General features: G+C 69.0%; 17 protein-coding genes and 1 pseudogene. 15 read left to right on the top strand and 3 right to left on the bottom strand.

Features of this window, described 5'->3' with window-relative positions:
- The first annotated feature begins 8 nt into the window (after positions 1 to 8).
- From D5041_RS15790 to D5041_RS15775, 4 genes are all read left to right on the top strand, one after another.
- Positions 9 to 938: a MurR/RpiR family transcriptional regulator gene (locus D5041_RS15790; protein ID WP_265285185.1), complete on the top strand. Its 930-nt coding sequence runs from the start codon at positions 9 to 11 to the stop codon at positions 936 to 938.
- Positions 935 to 2,404 carry an N-acyl-D-amino-acid deacylase family protein gene (locus D5041_RS15785; RefSeq protein WP_265256702.1) on the top strand — a complete coding sequence of 490 codons (1,470 nt, stop codon included), beginning with the start codon at positions 935 to 937 and terminating at the stop codon, positions 2,402 to 2,404. Before D5041_RS15790 ends, D5041_RS15785 begins: the two co-directional genes overlap by 4 nt.
- 96 nt (positions 2,405 to 2,500) lie before the next feature.
- On the top strand, positions 2,501 to 3,346 hold the full coding sequence (locus tag D5041_RS15780) for a metallophosphoesterase (protein WP_010100772.1): 846 nt from the start codon (positions 2,501 to 2,503) through the stop codon (positions 3,344 to 3,346).
- A gap of 110 nt (positions 3,347 to 3,456) precedes the next feature.
- Positions 3,457 to 3,879 (top strand): universal stress protein, encoded by a 423-nt coding sequence (locus tag D5041_RS15775; RefSeq protein WP_010100774.1) that lies wholly within the window; start codon positions 3,457 to 3,459, stop codon positions 3,877 to 3,879.
- A gap of 25 nt (positions 3,880 to 3,904) precedes the next feature.
- Here D5041_RS15775 and D5041_RS15770 read toward each other — a convergent pair whose 3' ends face one another.
- Positions 3,905 to 4,816, bottom strand: a complete 912-nt coding sequence (locus D5041_RS15770) for a LysR family transcriptional regulator ArgP (protein WP_265280691.1) — start codon at positions 4,814 to 4,816, stop codon at positions 3,905 to 3,907.
- A gap of 112 nt (positions 4,817 to 4,928) precedes the next feature.
- Between D5041_RS15770 and D5041_RS15765 the strand changes: the two genes are divergently transcribed.
- The 3 genes from D5041_RS15765 to D5041_RS15755 all read left to right on the top strand — a co-directional run bounded on the left by D5041_RS15765 (position 4,929) and on the right by D5041_RS15755 (position 7,469).
- The gene (locus D5041_RS15765) at positions 4,929 to 6,260 is read left to right on the top strand and encodes a D-amino acid dehydrogenase (RefSeq protein WP_010100781.1); all 1,332 of its coding nucleotides are present in this window, start codon (positions 4,929 to 4,931) and stop codon (positions 6,258 to 6,260) included.
- 65 nt (positions 6,261 to 6,325) lie between these two features.
- Positions 6,326 to 6,919, top strand: coding sequence for a flavodoxin family protein (locus tag D5041_RS15760; protein ID WP_010100782.1), 594 nt, complete (start codon positions 6,326 to 6,328; stop codon positions 6,917 to 6,919).
- Positions 6,920 to 6,947: 28 nt separating this feature from the next.
- Entirely contained in the window at positions 6,948 to 7,469 is a 522-nt protein-coding gene (locus tag D5041_RS15755; RefSeq protein WP_029554062.1) for a flavin reductase family protein, read from the top strand.
- A gap of 49 nt (positions 7,470 to 7,518) precedes the next feature.
- Here D5041_RS15755 and D5041_RS15750 read toward each other — a convergent pair whose 3' ends face one another.
- Positions 7,519 to 9,204, bottom strand: a complete 1,686-nt coding sequence (locus D5041_RS15750) for a GMC family oxidoreductase (protein WP_265280689.1) — start codon at positions 9,202 to 9,204, stop codon at positions 7,519 to 7,521.
- Between the two features lie 685 nt (positions 9,205 to 9,889).
- Positions 9,890 to 10,234, bottom strand: coding sequence for an EexN family lipoprotein (locus tag D5041_RS15745; protein ID WP_265285184.1), 345 nt, complete (start codon positions 10,232 to 10,234; stop codon positions 9,890 to 9,892).
- Positions 10,235 to 10,556: 322 nt separating this feature from the next.
- Between D5041_RS15745 and D5041_RS22170 the strand changes: the two are divergent.
- The 8 genes and pseudogenes from D5041_RS22170 to D5041_RS15705 form a co-directional block, all read left to right on the top strand.
- A pseudogene (locus tag D5041_RS22170) lies at positions 10,557 to 11,162 on the top strand (TetR/AcrR family transcriptional regulator); the annotation flags it as partial.
- Between the two features lie 117 nt (positions 11,163 to 11,279).
- Complete coding sequence (locus D5041_RS15735) at positions 11,280 to 13,076, top strand: acyl-CoA dehydrogenase C-terminal domain-containing protein (RefSeq protein ID WP_265280687.1); 1,797 nt, start codon at positions 11,280 to 11,282, stop codon at positions 13,074 to 13,076.
- A 58-nt stretch (positions 13,077 to 13,134) separates the two neighbouring features.
- Positions 13,135 to 13,581 (top strand): DUF2147 domain-containing protein, encoded by a 447-nt coding sequence (locus D5041_RS15730; RefSeq protein ID WP_010110147.1) that lies wholly within the window; start codon positions 13,135 to 13,137, stop codon positions 13,579 to 13,581.
- Between the two features lie 11 nt (positions 13,582 to 13,592).
- Positions 13,593 to 14,435 (top strand): acyl-CoA thioesterase, encoded by an 843-nt coding sequence (locus tag D5041_RS15725; RefSeq protein WP_265285183.1) that lies wholly within the window; start codon positions 13,593 to 13,595, stop codon positions 14,433 to 14,435.
- Positions 14,436 to 14,494: 59 nt separating this feature from the next.
- Positions 14,495 to 15,274: an enoyl-CoA hydratase gene (locus tag D5041_RS15720; protein WP_265285182.1), complete on the top strand. Its 780-nt coding sequence runs from the start codon at positions 14,495 to 14,497 to the stop codon at positions 15,272 to 15,274.
- Positions 15,271 to 16,926, top strand: coding sequence for an acyl-CoA carboxylase subunit beta (locus D5041_RS15715; protein ID WP_265256691.1), 1,656 nt, complete (start codon positions 15,271 to 15,273; stop codon positions 16,924 to 16,926). Before D5041_RS15720 ends, D5041_RS15715 begins: the two co-directional genes overlap by 4 nt.
- Before the next feature lie 48 nt (positions 16,927 to 16,974).
- Positions 16,975 to 18,153 carry an acyl-CoA dehydrogenase family protein gene (locus tag D5041_RS15710; protein WP_265256690.1) on the top strand — a complete coding sequence of 393 codons (1,179 nt, stop codon included), beginning with the start codon at positions 16,975 to 16,977 and terminating at the stop codon, positions 18,151 to 18,153.
- 73 nt (positions 18,154 to 18,226) lie between these two features.
- Positions 18,227 to 20,212 (top strand): ATP-binding protein, encoded by a 1,986-nt coding sequence (locus tag D5041_RS15705; protein ID WP_265285181.1) that lies wholly within the window; start codon positions 18,227 to 18,229, stop codon positions 20,210 to 20,212.
- Positions 20,213 to 20,217 lie beyond the last annotated feature (5 nt).

Here is a 20,217-nt window from a genome sequence, read left to right as displayed (position 1 = left end):
GCGCGCCGATGACCCCCTGCCTGTTGCAGAAGATCGCTGCGTTGCGCAGCCACGCCCCGGCGACGCGGCGCGCGATTCTCGAACTGATCCTCGAAGACCCCGACCGCGTTCTTCAGGAGAGCTTCGAGCAGCTGGCCGAGCGCTCGCGCAGCTCGGTGCCGACGATCATGCGCACCTGCCGCGACCTCGGCTTTGCCGGGCTGCGCGAGTTCAAGCTCGCGCTCGCGCAGGAACTGGCGCTCGGCGGCTCGCCGCTGCACCGCCGCGTGAGCATCGAGGACGCGACCGACGCCGTGGTCGACAAGATCGCGCGCAGCGCTGCGGCGTCGGTCTCGGGCGTGCGCGGCCAGCTCGACGTACCGGTGCTCGACGCCGCCGTGGCGGCGATCGCGGCCGCGCCGCACGTCGACCTGTACGGCGCGGGCGCCACCTCGTGGTTCATGGCCTGCGACCTGCAGGCGCGGCTGTTTCGCCTCGGCCTGTCGGCCACCGCCTGGGCCGACTACCACCTGCAGCAGGTGGCCGGCGCGGCGCAGCGACCGGGCGGCGTGGTGATCGCGATCTCGCACGTCGGCGGAATGCCCTCGCTGCTCGACGCCGTGGACATCGCGCGCGCGCAGGGCGCCAGGCTGGTCGCGCTCACGCGGCCGGGAACGGCGCTCGCCGCCAGGGCCGACTTTCTGCTGGGGCTGTCGGTGCCCGACGACGCGGTGATGCACGTGGGAATCGACGCCTACCTCACGCACCTGACCGCCATCGAGATCCTGACCGTGCTCGTGGCCCAGCGCCGCGGCGCGTCCGCGGTGCAGCGCCTGCAGCGCACGCGCGAGGCGTTCCGGCGCCACGGCATCGACACGGCGGTCCATCCGCTGCAAAGCTGGGACGATCCCGACAGCGACGACAACGGCGACGGCGACGCCAAGGGCGCCACAGCGTGAGCGCGGCAGGCAAGGCGATCCTGCTCGAAGCGGGACTCGTGGTCGATGGGTCGGGCGACCCCGCGTGGACCGGTGACCTTCTGCTGCGGGGTGCGCGCATCGCCGCGCTGGGCGTGGACCTGCGCGCGCGCTTGCCCGACGGGCTGACGCCGTCCGACGTCGAGCGCGTCGATTGCCGCGCCCGGGTGATCGCCCCCGGCTTCATCGACGCGCACACGCACGACGACGCGAGCGTGCTGCACGACCCGCTGTGCCTGCCCAAGCTGTCGCAGGGAATCACCACCGTGGTCACGGGCAACTGCGGCATCTCGCTCGCGCCGTACCGCACGCCGCGGGCCGGGCCGCCGCTCACGCTGCTCGGCGCGCAGGCCTTCGAGTACGCGAGCATGGCCGCGTACCGCGCGGCCGTGGACGCGGCGCGGCCCGCGCTCAACGTGGCCGCGCTCGTCGGCCACACCACGCTGCGCTACGCGAGCATGCAGGCGCTCGACCGGGCGGCCAGCGCCGACGAACTGGCGCGCATGCAGGCGCTGCTCGACGACTGCATGGCCGATGGCGCGCATGGCATGTCGTCGGGCCTGTTCTACGCCGAGGCCTTTGCCGCGCCGGCCGAGGAGGTGACGGCGCTGGCGCGCGTGGTGGCGCGCCACGGCGGCGTCTACGCCACGCACCTGCGCAGCGAGATGCAGCAGATCGTCGAAGCCCTGCACGAGGCCGGCGATTGCGCGTTCAGCGCCGGCGTGCCGCTCGTCATCTCGCACCACAAATGCGCCGGGCGCGCGAACTGGGGCCGCACGCGGGAGACGCTGGCGCTGATCGAGGCGCTCGCGCAGCGCCAGAGGATCGCGCTCGACGCCTACCCCTACGTGGCCGGATCCACCCTGCTGCGCGAGGACTTGGTGGACGGCGTCATCGACGTGCTGCTCACCTGGTCCGACCCGCACCCCGGGATGGCGGGCCGCCTGCTCTCCGACATCGCGCGCGCATGGGGCTGCACCGAGCAGCAGGCCTGCCTGCGGCTCCAGCCCGGCGGCGCCTGCTATTTCCAGATGCACGAAGAAGACGTGGAGCGCGTCATCGCGCACCCGCTGAGCATGATCGGCAGCGACGGCCTGCCGCACGACCGCCACCCGCACCCGCGCCTGTGGGGCACGTTCCCGCGCGTGTTCGCGCGCTACTGGCGCGAGCGCCGCCTGTTCACGCTGGAGCAGGCGGTGCACAAAATGACCGGGATGACGGCGCGCAATCTGCGCATCGCCGGGCGCGGGCTGCTGCGCGCGGGCGCCATGGCCGACGTGGTGGTGTTCGACCCCGAAAGCATCGCCGACACCGCCACCTACGAGCAGCCGCGCGGCCTGAGCCGGGGAATCGACCAGGTGTTCGTCAACGGCGTGCTGACCTACCGCGGCGGCGACTCCGCCGGGGTGCGCGCACGCGCGGGCCGCATGCTCGTGCGCGGGGTCTGAGCCGCGCGTGCGCGTGCCCGGCTGCTGGTGGGGTCGGTGATTCTGATGAAATGGGGCCCCGCAGCCCCCACCCCAAGCGCCCAAAGCGCGCCCCGAATGAACATCCAGCTCCTGTCCGACCTGCACCTCGAGGTGCAGCCGCACTTCGTTCCGGAACCGACCCCGGACGCCAGCGTGCTGGTGCTCGCGGGCGACATCGGCTCGTACCAGCCCGGATCGCAGCTCGGCGACGACGACTTTGGCCTGGCCCGTTTCTCGCCGCTGCCGCAGTACGCGGGCTGGCCCACGCCAGTGCTTTTCGTCCCCGGCAACCACGAATACGACGCCCTGGACTTCGACGCCGCGCATCAGCGGCTGCGGTGCACCTGCGAGCGCCTGGGGATTACCTGGCTGGAGCGCGAGAGCGTGCTGCTGCAGGGCGTGCGCTTCGTCGGCACCACCCTCTGGAGCGACTTCGACGCGCTCGCCGGCGGCGCAGGCCCGAACGACCCCGGGCTGCGGCTGAAGCTGCGCGACAAGGCCTTTCGCGCAGCCAACTTCTATTTGCGCAGGACCGGGGGGACGCGCGCCGGGGTGCCGTTTCTCGCCGAACCCATGCGCGCGCAGGCGCTGGCCTGCCAGCAATGGCTCGAGGCCGCGCTGCAGGTACCGTTCGCAGGGCCGACCGTCGTGGTCACGCACTTTGCCCCCAGCCTGCGCAGCGCCGACCCGCGCTATGGGCTGGTTCCCGCAACCGCGGGCTTTTGCAACGCGCTCGACGCGCTGCTCGCGCGGGCCCGGCTGTGGCTGCACGGGCACCTGCACGCGCCCAGCGACTACTGGGTCCAGGGCACGCGCAGCGATGGTTCCGCCTGGCAATGCCGTGTGGTCGCCAACCCCCTGGGCTACGCGCGCAAGGGCGAGCAGACGGCGTTCCAGCCGCGCGGCTCGATCGCCGTATGATCGGCGCGCGGCGGGCATGGCTCGCTGCGCACAGGAAAAACCTGACCCAGGTCAAGAAGCCAGGCGCCCGCGCAGCGTAGTCTGCGCCATCCCTTCCCGGAGAGAACACCATGAACATCCTGCTCGCCGTCGATGGCAGCGCCTATACCAAAAAAATGCTGGCCTATCTGAGCACGCACGAGGACCTGCTCGGCAACAGCCACGCGTACACCCTGCTCACGGTGCAGCCCCCGCTGCCCGCACGGGCACGCGCCGCCTTGGGCAAGGAGGTCGTGGACGCCTACTACGAGGAAGAGGCCGAAGCGATCCTCGCTCCGGTGTGCAAGTTTCTCGCACGCCATGGCATCGAGGCCAAGCGCTGCGTCAAGGTGGGCGCGATTGGCGAGACCATTGCCAAGGTGGCCGACACCGGCCGCTTCGACCTGCTGGTCATGGGCTCGCACGGCCATGGCGCCCTTGCCACGCTGGTGCTCGGCGCGGTCACCACGCGGGTGCTGGCGCACAGCAAGATTCCCGTGCTGCTCGTGCGCTGACGGTCCGGGCCCGGGTCCGGGACGTTCAGGTGGACAGCGACCGGGTTGCGGCGCGCATGAGCGCGCGCGACAGGGTGTCGAGCAGTTCCGATTCCAGATTCCAGCAATGCCAGTACAACTGGATCGGCAGCGACCTGCCGGGCGCCAGGTCCACCATGCTGCCGTTTGCGATCGGGTCGCGCGCCAGCAACTCGGGCACCACGCCCACGGCCCAGCCTGCGGCCACGGCGCGCATCTGCGCCTCCGACCCCGGAACGAACAGGTGCTTGAGCGCCACGCGGTGGAGCCCGAACGCGCGCGCGACGAATTCCGCGGCCATATCGTCCTTGCGGTTGAACGACAGGAACGACACCTCGCGAAAGTTATGCGGCGTCAGCCCCTGCGGCAGGTACTGCTGCGCGTAGTCCGTGGACGCCACGGCCACGTAGTGCATGGCCCCCAGGGGAAGCATCTTGCAGCCGCGCAGCGCCTGTTCGAGCGTGGTCACGCAGCCGAGCACCTGGCCCGAGCGCAGCCATTCCTGGGTGAAGTCCTGGTCGTCGACGATGATTTCCAGCGGCAGATGCTGGCGCACCAGGTCGTGCAGCGCGCCCATGGCCCAGGTGGCGATGCTGTCGGCGTTGATGGCGATCGAGATGCGCTCGTCCTCGCGCGTGCCGTCGGGCGTGTGCGGCGTCAGTTCCTGCAAGTCGCGCTCCAGGTCGGCGCGCAGCAGCCGCTGCTGCTGGGTGTGCTTGAGCAATAGCCGCCCGGCCGGCGTGGGCCGCAGCGGCCGGCTGCGCACGATGAGCACCGAGCCCACCTGCGCTTCGAGCGCGCGCAGGCGCTGCGACACGGCCGACTGGGTGACGTTCAGGCGCTGCGCAGCGCGCTCGAAACCGCCTTCTTCAACGATGGCGGCAAGGCATTCCAGGGCGACTGGATCGTAGGTGCTCATGGTCTGCGGGGCACGCCGGCCCGGTGGAGATAAGGGATTAGATGCGCTGATGTTTTTGGAACAAGTTTAATTTTGCTTTTGGCCGCGCGCAATCTCGCGCACACTGCCCCGCATGAACACCATTGTCTTAGGCGCCGGAATCATCGGCGTGAGCACGGCCTGGCACCTGCTCGAGCGCGGCCACCGGGTCACCATCGTCGAGCGCCAGCCCGACGCTGCGCTGGAGACCAGTTTCGCGAACGCAGCGCAGATCTCGGTGAGCTACTGCGAGCCCTGGGCGAACCGCGATGCACCGCTCAAGGCCCTCAAATGGATGTTCGACAAGCAGGCCCCGCTGTTGCTGCGCCCGCAGTGGGACTGGCGGCAATGGCGCTGGGGCCTGCAGTTCCTCGCGCAGTGCAACGACGCGGCGTTCGAGCGCAACGTGGCGCAGATCGTCGCGCTCGGCGCGTACAGCCACGCCGCGCTGAAAGACTTGGTGCGCACCACGGGGATCGAATACAACCGGCTCGAACGCGGCATCGTCCACTTCTACACCGACCAGAAATCGTTCGACGCCGCGGGCCACGCGGCCGAGCTCATGCGCCGGCACGGCGTGCAGCGCCGCCTGATCAGCCGCGAGGAACTGCTGCAGATCGAGCCCGCGTTCAGGCCCTATGGCGCGCGCATCGTCGGCGGCACCTACACCGGCACCGACGAAAGCGGCGACGCCCGCGTCTTCACGCAAGAGCTCGCGCGCCGCTGCGCGGCGCGCGGCGCGCAGTTCCTGTACGGCCACGACGTGCTGCGGCTCAACCGGAGCGGCGACGCCATCGACTCCGTCGCCACCATGCCGCGCGAACCCGGCGCGGGCAGCAGCCTCGTGCTGCAGGCCGACGCCGTCGTCGTCGCCTGCGGCTCCTACAGCGCGCCGTTGCTGCGCGGCGTCGGCGTGGACCTGCCGATCTACCCCGGCAAGGGCTATAGCGCCACGTTCCCCCTGCTGCAACCCGACGCCGCGCCCCTGGTGTCGAGCATCGACGACAGCCGCAAGATCGCCATCAGCCGCCTGGGCAATACGCTGCGCGTGGCCGGAACCATCGAACTGGGCGGCTTCGACCTGTCGCTCGACGGCGCCGTGGCCAGGGCGCGCTGCCGCATGCTGTCGCAGCGCATCGAGGAAGTCCTGCCCGGCGTGTGCGACACGCGCGCGCCGGAGCAGGGCGGCAACCCGCAGCACTGGGCGGGCCTGCGCCCGGCCACGCCGACGAACATCCCGTTCATCGGCCAGACGCGCGTGCGCGGGCTGTGGGTGAACGCCGGCCATGGAACGCTGGGCTGGACGCATGGCGCGGGTTCGGGAAAGGCGCTGGCAGCGCTCATCAGCGGCGAGCAGCCGAGCATGAACTTCAGCTTTCTGGGCGCCGTGGCGGCCGCGCCGCGCAGCCCCGTGGTCGCGGCCTGAGCCGAGAGCCGGCGCCAGGCGGCGGACGGTAGCAGACACGGGCCGGGAGCGCTACGATCCCGGCCATGTCCACACCACACTGTCTGCAGCATCTCTTTCTCAGCACCTCCAGCCGCGCGCCGGGTCAGGTGGGCAACACCGAATGGCTGGCACGCCGGGCCGCCGACACCTTGCCCGCTGGCAGCACGCAAACCTGGCACCACTTGGCGCACATGGACCTGCCGCCCTTCATCGACCAGCGCCACACCACGGGGAGCTACCAGCCCCCCGAGGGGGACATGAGAACACTGCTCGACGCCACGCTGGCGGCTGAGCACATCGTGTTCGTCTCGCCCGTTTACTGGTACAGCATTCCCTCGCCGCTCAAGACCTATCTGGACCACTGGAGCGCCTGGATGCGGGTTCCGGGTCTGGCCTTCAAGGAGCCCATGGGTGCCAAGACCCTGTCGCTCATCACCACCAGCGGCGACCGCGCCCGGGCGCAGCCGATGATCGATTCCCTCATCCTGTGCGCCAAGTTCCTGGGCATGCGCTGGGGCGGCGCGCTGTGGGGGCAGGGCGGGCCACCCGGCGCGGTGCAGGCAGATGCGCGCGCCGTCGCTGAGGCAAACGACTTCTTCCAGGCAGCGGCGCGCTCCACGGACGCGCTGCGGCCATGAATACCTGCCCCCTGCGCGCGCACCGCCCGTGAACCGATCTCTTCCACGCCCTGTGCTGGCGCTGCCCCCGAGTTTCTCGCGCCGCGAATTTCGCACGGCGCTGGGGATGTTTGCCACGGGCGTGACCATCGTCACCGCACGCAACGCGGCGGGCGCTCTGGTGGGGCTCACGGCCAACTCCTTCAACTCGGTGTCGCTCGATCCGCCGCTGGTCCTGTGGAGCCTGTCGCATGGCGCGAGCAGCCTGTCCGCGTTTGCCAACGGCTCGCACTACGCCATCCACGTGCTCGCCGCAGACCAGAAGACCCTGGCCGAGCGTTTCGCCGCACGCGGAATCGACCGCTGGGACGGCCTGGAGCACCGCCCCGGAATCAGCGGCGCGCCCCTGCTGGTCGGCGCCGCAGCCACCTTCGAATGCTTCAACCGCAGCCGCTACCAGGAGGGAGACCACACCATCTTCGTGGGCGAGGTCGAGCGCTGCGAACACCGTGCAGGCGCATCGCCCCTGCTCTACCACGGGGGGCGCTTCTATACCGAGCACCCGCTGTGATGCGGCGGCCTGCCCGGGTGAACTCCTGGGCAGAGCCCGCGCGCGTTGATTACGCGTCCCGGGGTGCGCGCGCCGCTTCGCTGATCCACTCGGCGGCCCGCTCGGCCAGCATCAGCGTGGGCGCATTCGTGTTGCCGCTGGGGATGCTCGGCATGGCGCCCGCGTCCACCACGCGCAGCCCCGCGATTCCGCGCACGCGCAGCTGCGCGTCGAGCACCGCCATCGGATCGCCGGCGTGGCCCATCTTCGTGGTTCCCACGGGGTGGAAGATGGTGCTCGCGATATCGCCGGCCAGGCGCGCGAGATCCGCGTCGCTCTGGAACTGCGCTCCGGGCCTCCACTCCTGCGGCTGGTAGCGCGCCAGCGCGGGCTGGGCCACGATGCGCCGCGTCACGCGCAGGCTGTCGGCGGCCACCTGGCAGTCCTCGGGGGTGCTCAGGTAGTTGGGCGCAATCGCGGGGGCGGCCTGGAAGTCGGCGCTCCTGATCTGCACCGTGCCACGGCTCGTGGGGTTGAGGTTGCACACGCTGGCCGTGAACGCGGGAAAGCGGTGCAGGGGCTCGCCGAATGCGTCGAGCGAGAGCGGCTGCACGTGGTACTCGATGTTCGGATGCGGCTGCTGCGGGCTGCTGCGCGTGAACGCGCCAAGCTGCGAAGGCGCCATGCTCATGGGGCCGCTGCGCCGGACAGCGTATTCGAGCGCGATCCGGGCCTTGCCCCAGAGCGAGCCGGCCAGGGTGTTGAGCGTGCTCACGCCGCCGACCTTGAACACCGCCCGGATCTGCAAATGATCCTGCAGATTCGCGCCCACGCCGGGCAGGTCGTGCAGCACGTCGATGCCACGCGCGCGCAGCAGCGCGGCCGGGCCGATTCCCGAGAGTTGCAGCAGCTGCGGCGAATTCACCGCGCCGGCGCTCAGGATCACCTCGCCAGCGGCCTGGGCCGTGACCATCTCGCGGCCGTCCCAGACCTGCACGCCGGTGCAGCGCTGGCTGCCGTCGGGCTGCGGCTGAACGATGAGCCGGGCGACCTGCGCGCCGGTCCACAGCTCGAAGTTCGCGCGGCCATAGCAGGTCGGGCGCAGAAACGCCTTGGCGGTGTTCCAGCGCCAGCCGCTTTTCTGGTTCACCTCGAAGTAGCCCACGCCCTCGTTGTCGCCACCGTTGAAGTCGTCGGTGGCGGGGATTCCCGCCTGCTGCGCGGCCAGGGCGAACGCGTCGAGCAGTTCCCAGCGCAGGCGCTGCCTCTCCACACGCCACTCGCCGCTGCTGCCCGTGGCCTTGTTGCCGTGCAGGCGTTGGAAATTCTCATCCGCGTCCCCCGGCCGGTCCAGGCGCCAATGGTCTTCGTGGCGCCGAAAGTAGGGCAGGACCGCGTCCCAGCGCCAGCGCGCGTCGCCGGTCAGCGCGGCCCACTGGTCGTAGTCGCGCGCCTGACCACGCATGTAGATCATGCCGTTGATGCTGCTGCAGCCGCCCAGCGTCTTGCCGCGCGGGTAGCGCAGGCTGCGGCCGTTCAGGCCCGCCTCGGGTTCCGTGCTGTAGAGCCAGTCGGTGCGCGGGTTGCCGATGCAGTACAGGTAGCCCACGGGAATGTGGATCCAGTGGTAGTCGTCCTTGTGCCCCGCCTCGATCAGCAGCACGCGGTGGCGGGCGTCGGCGCTCAGGCGATTGCTCAGCAAGGCGCCAGCGGTTCCCGCGCCAATGATGATGGTGTCAAACAGGGTGTGGCTCATGGGGATGCGGAAGGTCTGATGGGGCAAGGCTTGGGCGGGCGCGCCATTGTGCGGATTGCGTGGGACCCTGTCGACGATTTTTAATATGTTGGCACAGCGTTTGCTCTGAAACCCTCCGTAAATTCTGTGTTTCTTGCAAATTGCACCACGATGAAGACCCATTGCCGCGGAACGGGCAAAGTGCGTGCAAAACGAAATACCTTGCTGCGGACCCGCTAGTACATCGATCGGCCAAACCAGGCAGGTCGAATTTCCCGGAAAGCATCGGGGCCATCCCCGAAGCGATTTTTATTGACCACCGTTCAGTGAGGAAAGGTCATGGACATGTATGTGAAAGCGGCGCGTGTCAAGATAGTTGTCGCCTCATTCAAACATCCATCGGCTGAGTATCCTGTGCCCTCGAATGCGTCTTGATGACCGAATCGCGTTCAGGGTTGAGGCTCATGGCCTCAATGTGTGACCCGTTGTGCGTGGCGCCAGAATGTCTGCAAAGCGCGGTTCGTTGGCCATGGCCAGTAGTCGGGCCCGCTCGGCCGGGCTCAAGGCATGGCTGGGCAGGGGGCGCACGGCTTGCGGGCTGCCGTCAGCCTTGCGGGGTGCGCAGATCAATGCCGGGCGGTCTTGCAGGCCAGGCGTAGCCTCGCGCCTGCGGCATGCGTTGAAATCCCACTTTCGGTTGCCATGCTTATTTACTCCCGGAAAGATTTATTGGAGTGCGTTTCTCATAGCCACGCTTATCCAATGTAATTTGGTTTGCGGCAGTAATTGCATTAATACAGTTGGGAGATGTCGCCAGTTCGCCAGGATTGGCTCTGCACTTTTCCACCAGCGCCAATCGTTCCGGCGTGTTTTCCTTGTACCAATCGACGGTTTTCACCGGATCTTTGCCACTGCAACCTGCACGCGTAACAGCAACAACCAACAACAGAAAGTGAGTATGTGAAATCATGATCATCAATTTGTTGAGCGAGAAAAGAGGCGACAACCGTTCTAACGCAGGGGGATTCTTTCGGGCAAAAAAAACCGCCAAGGTTGCGCATTGTGAAGAGGCGTGGCGGCTGTGTTGGCGCGGATCATACGCACCCAATAGGGGGGGCTGTCGAGACCCCAACCCAGCCTGACCAGCGCTTGGCCTCCGGCTCGTGCGCTCAACCCGGCACGCTGGTCTGCCCCAAGCAAATCGGTCAGGGCCTCGCCGTCGCCCATCTCCTGGTGGGCCGTCAGCGCCGCGCCAATCCCCCGGACCTGCACGCCAGCCCACAGGCCACGCATGCGGCGGCCAAACATCACCCCACGCGCCGGCGCCAAATTTGTTGCAAAATAGAGCGAACGTTCGTTTTATTTCCTCCCCCATGTCCGCCTCCTCCGAACCCCTTCAGCCCCTTCGCGTTGCGCGCGGTAGCGCCGTGCGGGTGCTGCAAAAGGGCCAGCAAACCAAGGCGGCAATCGTCGATGCCGCGTTGAGCCTGGCCACGCACATCGGGCTCGAAGGGCTGTCCATCGGGGCACTGGCCGATGCCACGGGGATGAGCAAGTCGGGCGTGTTTGCCCATTTCGGCTCGCGCGAGGAGTTGCAGATATCCGTCATTCGCGAGTACCACGCGCGCTTCGAGCAGGAGGTGTTCTACCCGGCCCTGTCCACGCCGCGCGGCGTGGCGCGTCTGCGCGCGCTGTTTGACAACTGGATGAAGCGTACCTCCGTGGAAATCGACTCGGGCTGCATCTACATCAGCGGCGCGGTCGAGTTCGACGACCGCAGCGGCCCGGTGCGGGCCACGCTGGCGGACTCCGTGCTCGCCTGGCAAGCGGCCATGAAGCGCGCGATCAGGTACTGCAAGGACCTGGGCGAACTGCGCGCCGACACCGACGCGGAGCAAATGCTCTTTGAAATCCACGGCCTCATTCTTGCCCTGCATTACGAGGCGCGTTTCCTGCGGACCCCGGGATCGATCGACCGGGCCGTCACGGGGTTTCACAACATCCTGGCGCGCTACAGTGCCCACATGCCCGCTCCCGCCCCGGTGGCGTCCGAGCGCAAGGTTTCCAACCCAAGCCCCCCTCCAAGGAGTAAGACCATGCCCATCTACCGGCCGCCACTGCGCGACATGCAATTCATCCTGCACGAAGTGCTTGGGGTCAGCGATGAACTTCAGGCGCTCGCACCCCACGCGCAGTTGGATCAAGGCACGATCGACGCCGTTCTCGAGGAGGGCGGCAAGTTCGCCACCGAGGTGCTCTTTCCGCTGAACATCGGTGGCGATGAGGAGGGCTGCACGCTCGACCAGACCACGCACGCCGTGAGCACGCCCAAGGGTTTCAAGGAGGCCTACACCCGGTACGTCGCCGGCGGTTGGGCGGCGCTGAGCTGCGACCCCGCCTACGGCGGCCAGGGCCTGCCCATGGTGCTGAACCAGTGCTTCTACGAGATGCTGAATTCGGCCAACCAGGCCTGGACGATGTACCCCGGCCTCTCGCACGGCGCCTACGAATGCCTGCATGCGCACGGTACGCGGGAGCAAAAGGATCTCTATCTGCCCCGGCTCACCAACGGCGAATGGACCGGCACCATGTGCCTGACCGAGTCCCATTGCGGCACCGACCTGGGCCTGCTGCGCACCCGGGCCGAACCCCGGGCCGACGGCAGCTACAGGATCACCGGAGAGAAGATTTTCATTTCCGCCGGCGAGCACGACCTGGCGAGCAACATCGTCCACCTGGTGCTTGCCCGCCTGCCCGACGCGCCTGCGGGCAGCAAGGGAATCAGCCTGTTCGTGGTACCCAAGTTCGAGCCGCGGGCCGACGGCAGCCTGGGCGAGCGCAACGCCATTTACTGCGCCGGCCTGGAGCACAAGATGGGAATCCATGGCAACGCCACGGCGCAGCTCGTGCTCGAGGGCGCCAGCGGCTCCCTCGTGGGCCAGCCGCACCAGGGCCTGGCCGCGATGTTCGTGATGATGAACGCCGCGCGCCTGGGCGTGGGCAACCAGTCGCTGGGTCTGACCGAGGTGGCCTACCAGAACGCCCTGGTCTACGCCAGGGAGCGCATCCAGATGCGCAGCCTCTCGGGCGCGAAGGCCAAGGACCGGCCGGCCGATCCCATCATCGTGCACCCCGACGTGCGCAGGATGCTGCTCACGGCCAAGGCCTACGCCGAAGGCGCCCGCGCGCTGTCCCTGTACTGCGCGCTGCTGCTCGACAAGGAGCGCAGCCTCCCCGACGGCCATCTGCGCCAGGACTGTGCCGACATGCTGGCGCTGCTGACCCCCATCGTGAAGGCCTTCACTACCGACAATGGCTTCGAAGCCACCACGCTGTGCCAACAGGTTCTGGGCGGCCACGGCTACATCCGCGAATGGGGCATGGAGCAGCATGTGCGCGACGCGCGCATCAACATGATTTACGAAGGCACGAACACCATACAGGCGCTGGACCTGCTGGGGCGCAAGGTTCTGGGCAACAACGGCGCCACGCTCAGGAAGTTCGGCCAACTGCTGGGCCGGCTCGCGGCCGAGGAGGGCGGAAACGGGAAGATGACCGAGTTCATCGAGCCCGTGGTCAACCTGGGCAGGCAGATGACCGAGCTGACCACCGACATCGGTTTGCGCAGCCTGCAGAACCCCGACGAGATGGGCGCCGCGGCGGTGGACTACCTGCGCGCCGCCGGCCACCTGGTGTTCGGCTACTTCTTTGCCCGCATGGCGCAGGTGGCCCTGCGCAAGATCGCCGCCGGCAGTACCGATCCGTTCTACCCGGCCAAGTTGCAGACCGCACGCTTTTATTTCGCCCGGCTGTTCCCCGAAACCGCGACGCTGATACCCCGCGCCCGCGCCGGCAGCGGGGTTCTGATGGATACCGATCTGGCCCTGGCCTGACCCGGCGGCGGCAGCGCGGATGGCAGGTTTTCGGGCTTTTCCCAACCATGGAGTGTGTATGTTCAAACGGTTCAAAGCGGTGACGATGATTGTTTTCCTGGCCTCTTCGGCGCCGACCTGGGCGCAGATGACGCCCGAGGGGCTGTGGCGCAACGTCGACGACAAGACGGGCGAGGCCAAGGCAGAAATCCGCATCCGCGATGCGGGCGCCGGCGCGCTCTCCGGCGTGCTGGAGAAACGCCTGTCCAAGACCGCCAAACCCGAGGATGTCTGCGACAAGTGCAGCGACGAGCGCAAGGGCCGGCCCATGCTGGGGCTGGAAATCATCCGCGGCGCGAGCAAGGCCGAAGGCAAGGACGTGTGGGAGGGCGGCAAGATCCTCGACCCCGAGAACGGCCGCGACTACACGCTGCGCATGGAGCCCATCGAGGGCGGACAAAAGCTCGAGGTGCGCGGCTCCATCGGCCCCTTCGGCCGCACGCAGACCTGGATCCGGGTGCAGTAAGGCCGTCTGCAATGGCTTGTTCCCCCCATCCCCTGGACGAGGCGCTGCGCCTGCGGCCCGCGCCTTCGTCTTCCCCAGCCGCAGGCCGGTACGAGGGCCAGACCCATGCCGGCTACTGGAACATGGTGGGGCCGTTCGGCGGCATCACGGCCGCGACCCTGCTGCAGGCCGTGATGCAGCACCCCGACCGGCTCGGGGACCCGCTCGCGCTCACGGTGAACTACGCCGGGGCGCTGGTCGCCGGGCCGTTTACGGTGCAGGCCCTGCCCGTGCGCAGCAACCGCTCCACGCAGCACTGGACGCTGTCCATGCAACAGGCCGGCGCCGACGGCGCGCCCATGCTCACCACCAGCGCCACGGCCGTGACGGCGCTGCGCCGGCAGACCTGGAGCGTGGACGACATGCGCATGCCGGACGTGCCCGCGCCCGCGGACTTGCCGGCGCTGCCCCAGGGCCTGGGCGTGGAGTGGCTCGACCGCTATGAAATACGCCCGATCTGCGGCACCATTCCCGAGCGCTGGGACGGCGGCGGGGAGCACAGCCTCACGCGGTTCTGGATGCGTGACGCGCCCGCGCGCCCGCTGGACTTCTGCGCGCTGACCGCGCTGGCCGACGTGTTCTTCCCCCGCGTGTGGCTGCGCCGCGCGCGCCGCGTTCCGGTGGGAACGGTGTCGATCACCGTGTACTTCCATGCGGACGGCGCGCAGTTGCAGGAGACGGGCTCGGGCTACCTGCTGGGCCAGGCGTGCGGTCAGGTGTTTCGCAACGGTTTCTTCGACCAGAGCGCGCAGCTATGGAACGCAGCGGGCCACATGCTGGCCACGAGCCACCAGATCGTCTACTACAAGGAATGAGGGGCACAGCACGGCGCCGGCCCTCCATCCCCGCATTCCGCAACCCCGGAGAAATCACCATGAACGAAACCACCAAAGACATTCTCGTGCACACCGAAGCGGGCGTGAGCAGCATCCGCCTGCATCGGCTGGAGCGCAAAAATGCCGTCACGGCGGCCATGTACGCCGCCATGGCCGACGCGCTGGACGCCGCCCGGGACGACGCCCAGGTGCGCGTGCTGATGTTCCATGGGGACACGACCGTATTCAGCGCGGGCAATGACATCGGCGATTTTCTGCAGCAGCCGCCGGCCTCGCAGGATGCGCACGTGTTCCGCTTTCTGCACGCTCTGGCGACCTTCCCCAAGCCCCTGATCGCCGCGGTCTGCGGCCCGGCCGTGGGCATAGGCACGACCCTGCTGCTGCACTGCGATCTGGTCTACGCGGGCGAGAACGCGGTGTTCTCCATGCCCTTCGTGAATCTGGGCCTGTGCCCCGAGGCGGCCTCCAGCCTGCTGGTGCCGCAGCTCATGGGCTACCACCGTGCCGCCGAGGCGCTGCTCCTGGGCGAGCCCTTCACGGCCGGGACGGCGCTGGAGCTGGGCCTGGTGAATCGCGTGCTCGCGCCGGCCGAGTGCCTTGGCGTGGCGCAGGCGCAGGCCAGAAAGCTCGTGGCCAAGCCGTTGGCGTCGCTCATCGAGACCAAGCGCCTGATGAAGAGCGGACAGGCTGCGCAGGTGCTCGCGGCCATGGCGCAGGAGGCCAGCAGCTTTGGCCGGCTGCTGCGCGAGCCCGCCGCGCGCGAGGCGCTGTCCGCCTTCATGCAAAAGCGCCAGCCTGATTTCTCTGCGGTCCCATGAACGAAGGCGTACCCACCTTTTCCTCGCGCCTGAACGCCGGCGCGCCCGAGGCGCAGCAGCGCCGCGCCGCGCTGCGCGCGCGCCTGGACGTATTGCGCGCGCTGGAAGAGCGCGCCGCGACCGTTTCGGCACGCGCGCAGCCGCAGTTTGAACGGCGCGGCCAGCTGCTGCCGCGCCAGCGCGTGGCCCTGCTGCTGGACGCGGGCGCGCCCTGGCTGCCGCTGGCCAGCCTGGCCGGCTACCTGCAGGACGTGCCGGACACGCAGAAATCGGTTCCCGGCGGCGGCATGATCGCGGGCATCAGCTTTGTCTCGGGCGTGCGCTGCATGGTCGTGGCCAGCGACTCGGGGATCGAGGCCGGGGCGATCCAGCCCATGGGGCTGGAAAAGCTCCTGCGCGTGCAGGAGATCGCGCTCCAGAACCGCCTGCCCTTCGTGCACCTGGTGGAGAGCGCGGGCGCCAACCTCATGCACTACCGGGTCGAGGAATTCGTGCGCGGCGGCAGCCTGTTTCGCAACCTCGCGCGCCTGTCGGCGGCGGGGATTCCGGTGATCACGCTGCTGCACGGCTCGGGCACGGCGGGCGGCGCCTACCTGCCGGGGTTGTCGGACGTGGTCATCATGGTCCAGCACCGTGCGCACGCTTTTCTGGCCGGGCCACCGCTGCTGCAGGCCGCCACGGGCGAGATCGCCACCGAGGAGGAACTGGGCGGCGCCGAGATGCACACCGCCGTATCGGGCCTGGGCGAGTACCTGGCGCGGGACGACCGCGAAGCCATCGGCCTGGCGCGCGCCGTGCTCGCGGCCACGGACTGGGGGGCTGCGGGCGTGCCAGGCGATGGCGCGCAAGGCACCGAACCCCTGCTCGCCGCCGACGATCTGCTGACCCTCATGCCCGACGACCTGCGCCAGCCCGTGGACATGCGCGAGATCATCGCGCGCATCGTCGACGGATCGCAGCTGCTTGAATTCAAGGCCCGCCATGGCGCCGCCACCCTGTGCGTGCAGGCGCGCATCGCCGGGCGGCCCGTGGGGCTGATCAGCAACAACGGCGCCATCGACGTGGCGGGCGCAAACAAGGCCACGCACTTCATCCAGTGGATGTGCCAGCTGGGCCAGCCCATCGTCTACCTGCAAAACACCACGGGCTTCATGGTCGGCCGCGACAGCGAGCAGGGCGGAATGATCAAGCACGGTAGCAAGATGATCCAGGCCGTGGCGAATGCCACGGTGGCGCAGATCACCATCCAGTGCGGCGCGAGCTTCGGCGCGGGAAACTACGGCATGTGCGGGCGCGGCTACGCGCCGCGCTTTCTGTTCAGCTGGCCCGGCGCGAGGACCGCCGTCATGGGCGGCGAACAGGCCGCGCGCACCATGCAGACCATCACCCGGGCGGCGCGCGCGCGCAAGGGCCTCCCGCCCGGCGCCGACGCCAACTCCCCGGATTCTCGGGAGTCCCAGGACCGGTTCGACGCGATCGTGAGCATGTTCGAGTCCCAGGCCGACGCGTTCCATACCAGCGGCCTGCTGCTCGACGACGGCGTGATCGACCCGCGCGAGACGCGCGCCGTGCTCGCGTTCTGCCTGGCCACCTGCGCCGAGGGCGATGCGCGCGCGCCCCGGTGCATGCAGTTCGGCGTGGCGCGCATGTAGTTCCCTCGCCCCCGCCCAGGCAACGCAGCCCCCCACGGAGACAACAGCATGCAGTTCACGCACGAGCACCGCGAAATACAAAAGACCCTCAAGCGCTTCATCGACGAGGAGATCAACCCCCACGTGGACGACTGGGAGGCGGCCGAGACGTTTCCCGCGCACGCGCTGTTCAAAAAGCTCGGCCGCCTCGGCCTGCTGGGCCTGTGCAAGCCCGAGTCCTGCGGCGGCGCGGGGCTGGACTACTCCTACAGCCTGGCCATGGCCGAGACGCTGGGCCATATCCACTGCGGCGGCGTGCCCATGGCGATCGGCGTGCAGACCGACATGTGCACCCCGGCGCTCGCACGCTACGGCAGCGATGCGCTGCGCCAGCAGTTCCTGGCCCCGGCGATTGCGGGCGACATGGTGGGCTGCATCGGGGTGAGCGAGCCCGCTGCGGGCAGCGACGTGTCGGGAATCAGGAGCACGGCGCGCAAGGACGGCGACGACTACCTGATCAGCGGCCAGAAAATGTGGATCACCAACGGCCTGCAGGCCGACTGGATGTGCATGCTCGTGAACACCGGCGACGGCCCCGCGCACAAGAACAAGAGCCTGGTGCTGGTGCCGCTGCGCGACGGACCGGGCGGCAGCCTGACGCCGGGCGTGGAACTGGCGCGCAAGATCCGCAAGATCGGCATGCACAGCAGCGACACGGGGCTGATCCATTTCGACGCGGTGCGCGTGCCGCAGCGCTACCGCATCGGCGCCGAGGGGCAGGGCTTCATCTACCAGATGCAGCAGTTTCAGGAAGAGCGCCTGTGGTGCTCGGCGAGCACGCTCGAGTCCTTGAACAACTGCATCGAATGGACCGTCGAGTGGGCCCGCGAGCGCAAGCTGTTTGGCGGCGCGCTGGCCGACCAGCAATGGCTGCAATTCAAGCTTGCCGAGCTCAGGACCGAAGTCGAGGCCCTGCGTGCGCTCACCTACCGCGCCTGCGATCTATACGTGGCCGGGCAGGACGTGCTGGAACTGGCGAGCATGGCCAAGCTCAAGGCCGGCCGGCTGAATCGGCTGATTCCCGACAGCTGCCTGCAGTTCTGGGGCGGCATGGGCTATACGCTGGAAAACAAGGTCGCGCGCATGTACCGCGACGGACGCCTGGCGTCCATTGGCGGCGGTGCGGACGAGGTGATGCTGAGCATCATCGCAAAGACCATGGGTCTGGCCAAACGGCCTGGGGAATGATGAGCATGTCCAAGAAAATTGCCCGTGCACGCGCAGCGTGCAAGCGGGCGATGCAGCCGCGGGGGAACGGTTTGTGAAAAAGATACTGATCGCAAACCGCGGCGAGATCGCCCGCCGCGTGATCCACACGGCGCACGCCATGGGAATCGCGAGCGTGGCCGTCTACTCGGACCCCGACGCCCGGGCGCTGCACGTGCGCGAGGCCACGCAGTCCCATGCCCTGGGGGGAACGACCAGTGCCGACAGCTATCTGCGCATCGACAAGCTGCTGGCGGCCGCGCAGGCCACGGGCGCCGACGCCGTGCACCCGGGCTATGGCTTTCTGAGCGAGAACGCCGACTTTGCCCAGGCCGTGCTGGACGCGGGCCTGACCTGGATCGGTCCGCCCCCCGCGGCCATGCGTGCTCTGGGCGACAAGGCGCGCGCCAAGGCGCTGGCCCTGGCGCAGGGGCTGCCCTGTCTGCCGGGCTACGCGGGCGATGAGCAGAGCGCTGCGCGCTTTGGCGCCGAGGCCGAGCGCATCGGCTACCCCGTGATGGTCAAGGCGATCGCGGGCGGCGGCGGGCGCGGCATGCGGCTGGTGACCGATCCGGAGCAACTGCCCGCTGCGCTGGTCGCAGCGCGCTCCGAGGCGCTCGCGGGCTTTGGCTGCGGCGATCTGCTCATCGAACGCGCGCTGTCCGCGCCGCGCCACGTCGAACTGCAGTTGTTCGCCGACACGCACGGCGCCTGCATCCACCTGGGCGAGCGCGACTGCTCGGTGCAGCGGCGCTACCAGAAGCTCATCGAAGAGTCCCCCTGCCCGGCGCTGAGCACGGCGTTGCGCACACGCCTGGGGGACTGCGCCGTGGCGCTGGCCCGCGCGGCGGGCTACGTGGGCGCGGGCACGGTGGAGTTTCTGGTCGATGGCGATGCGTTCTACCTGATGGAGATGAACCCGCGGCTGCAAGTCGAGCACCCCGTGACCGAGGCCGTGACCGGGTTCGACCTGGTGCAGTGGCAGATCCGTGTGGCGCGGGGCGAGCCGCTGCCGATCGCGCAGCACGCGCTCGCGCTGCGCGGCCACGCCATCGAGGTGCGGCTGTGCGCGGAGGACACGCATTTTCGCCCGCACACCGGGCGCGTTCTGCACTTCACCGCCCCGCAGGCCAGCGCCTTTGCGCCAGCGCCCCTGGGCGGCCTGCGCCTGGACCATGCGTTGGAGCCGGGCGGCGAGGTCACGGCGGACTACGACGCGCTGCTGGGCAAGCTCATCGTGCACGCCGCCACGCGCGAGCAGGCCATCGCCACGCTGCTGCGCGCGCTGCGTGCCACCACGCTGCTGGGCCTGCCGAACAACCGGGCGTTTCTCGTGGCCTGCCTGGAGCACCCGGTATTTCGCGCGGGGCAGGCGCTGCTGCCGTTTCTCACGGAGCATGCGCAGGCGCTGCGCGAGCGGCTCGCCGAAGAAGAGCGCGCGCTGCTCTACCCCGCAGCGCTGTGCGCCGTGTACCCTGCGGCGCCTACGTCTACGCCTGCGCTGCCCTGCGGCTTCGCGCGTCCCCTGCGCCTGCGCCACCAGGGGGACATCCTGCCGCTCGCGGTGCGCGCACGCGTGCAGGGCGGGATGCACGTCGATCTGCCCGGGGGCGAGGTGGCCGACGTGCGGCTCGTCGCCTTGCCGGATGGCAGCCGGCGCTGCAACTGGAGTGGCGTGGAGTATCTCGTGCGCGTGGTGCCCGTGGGAGAACGGCGCTGGCATTGGCAGATCGCCGGCGTGGACGGCTGGGTCGACGATGCTTCCCTGGAGCCCTCCGAACACATCGTCGCCGCGGGCGGCGCCACGGAGTTGCGCGCGCCGTTCAACGGCCGGGTGCTCGCGCTCGCCGCCGAGATCGGGCAGACGCTGGCGGCCGGAGACACCGTGCTGGTCATCGAATCCATGAAGCTCGAACACCAGCTGGCCTGCCCCGCTGCGGCCAGGCTCGCCGAGCTGTTCGTCAGCCCCGGCCAGCAGGTGGCCCCAGGCCAGGTGCTCGCGCGCCTTGTACCCCCCGCAGCGCAGCCGGACCCAACGTAGAAGGA

Source organism: Verminephrobacter aporrectodeae subsp. tuberculatae (genome assembly GCF_026127385.1).
GTDB lineage: Bacteria > Pseudomonadota > Gammaproteobacteria > Burkholderiales > Burkholderiaceae_C > Acidovorax > Acidovorax aporrectodeae.
This window is presented reverse-complemented; position numbering and strand designations above follow the sequence as displayed.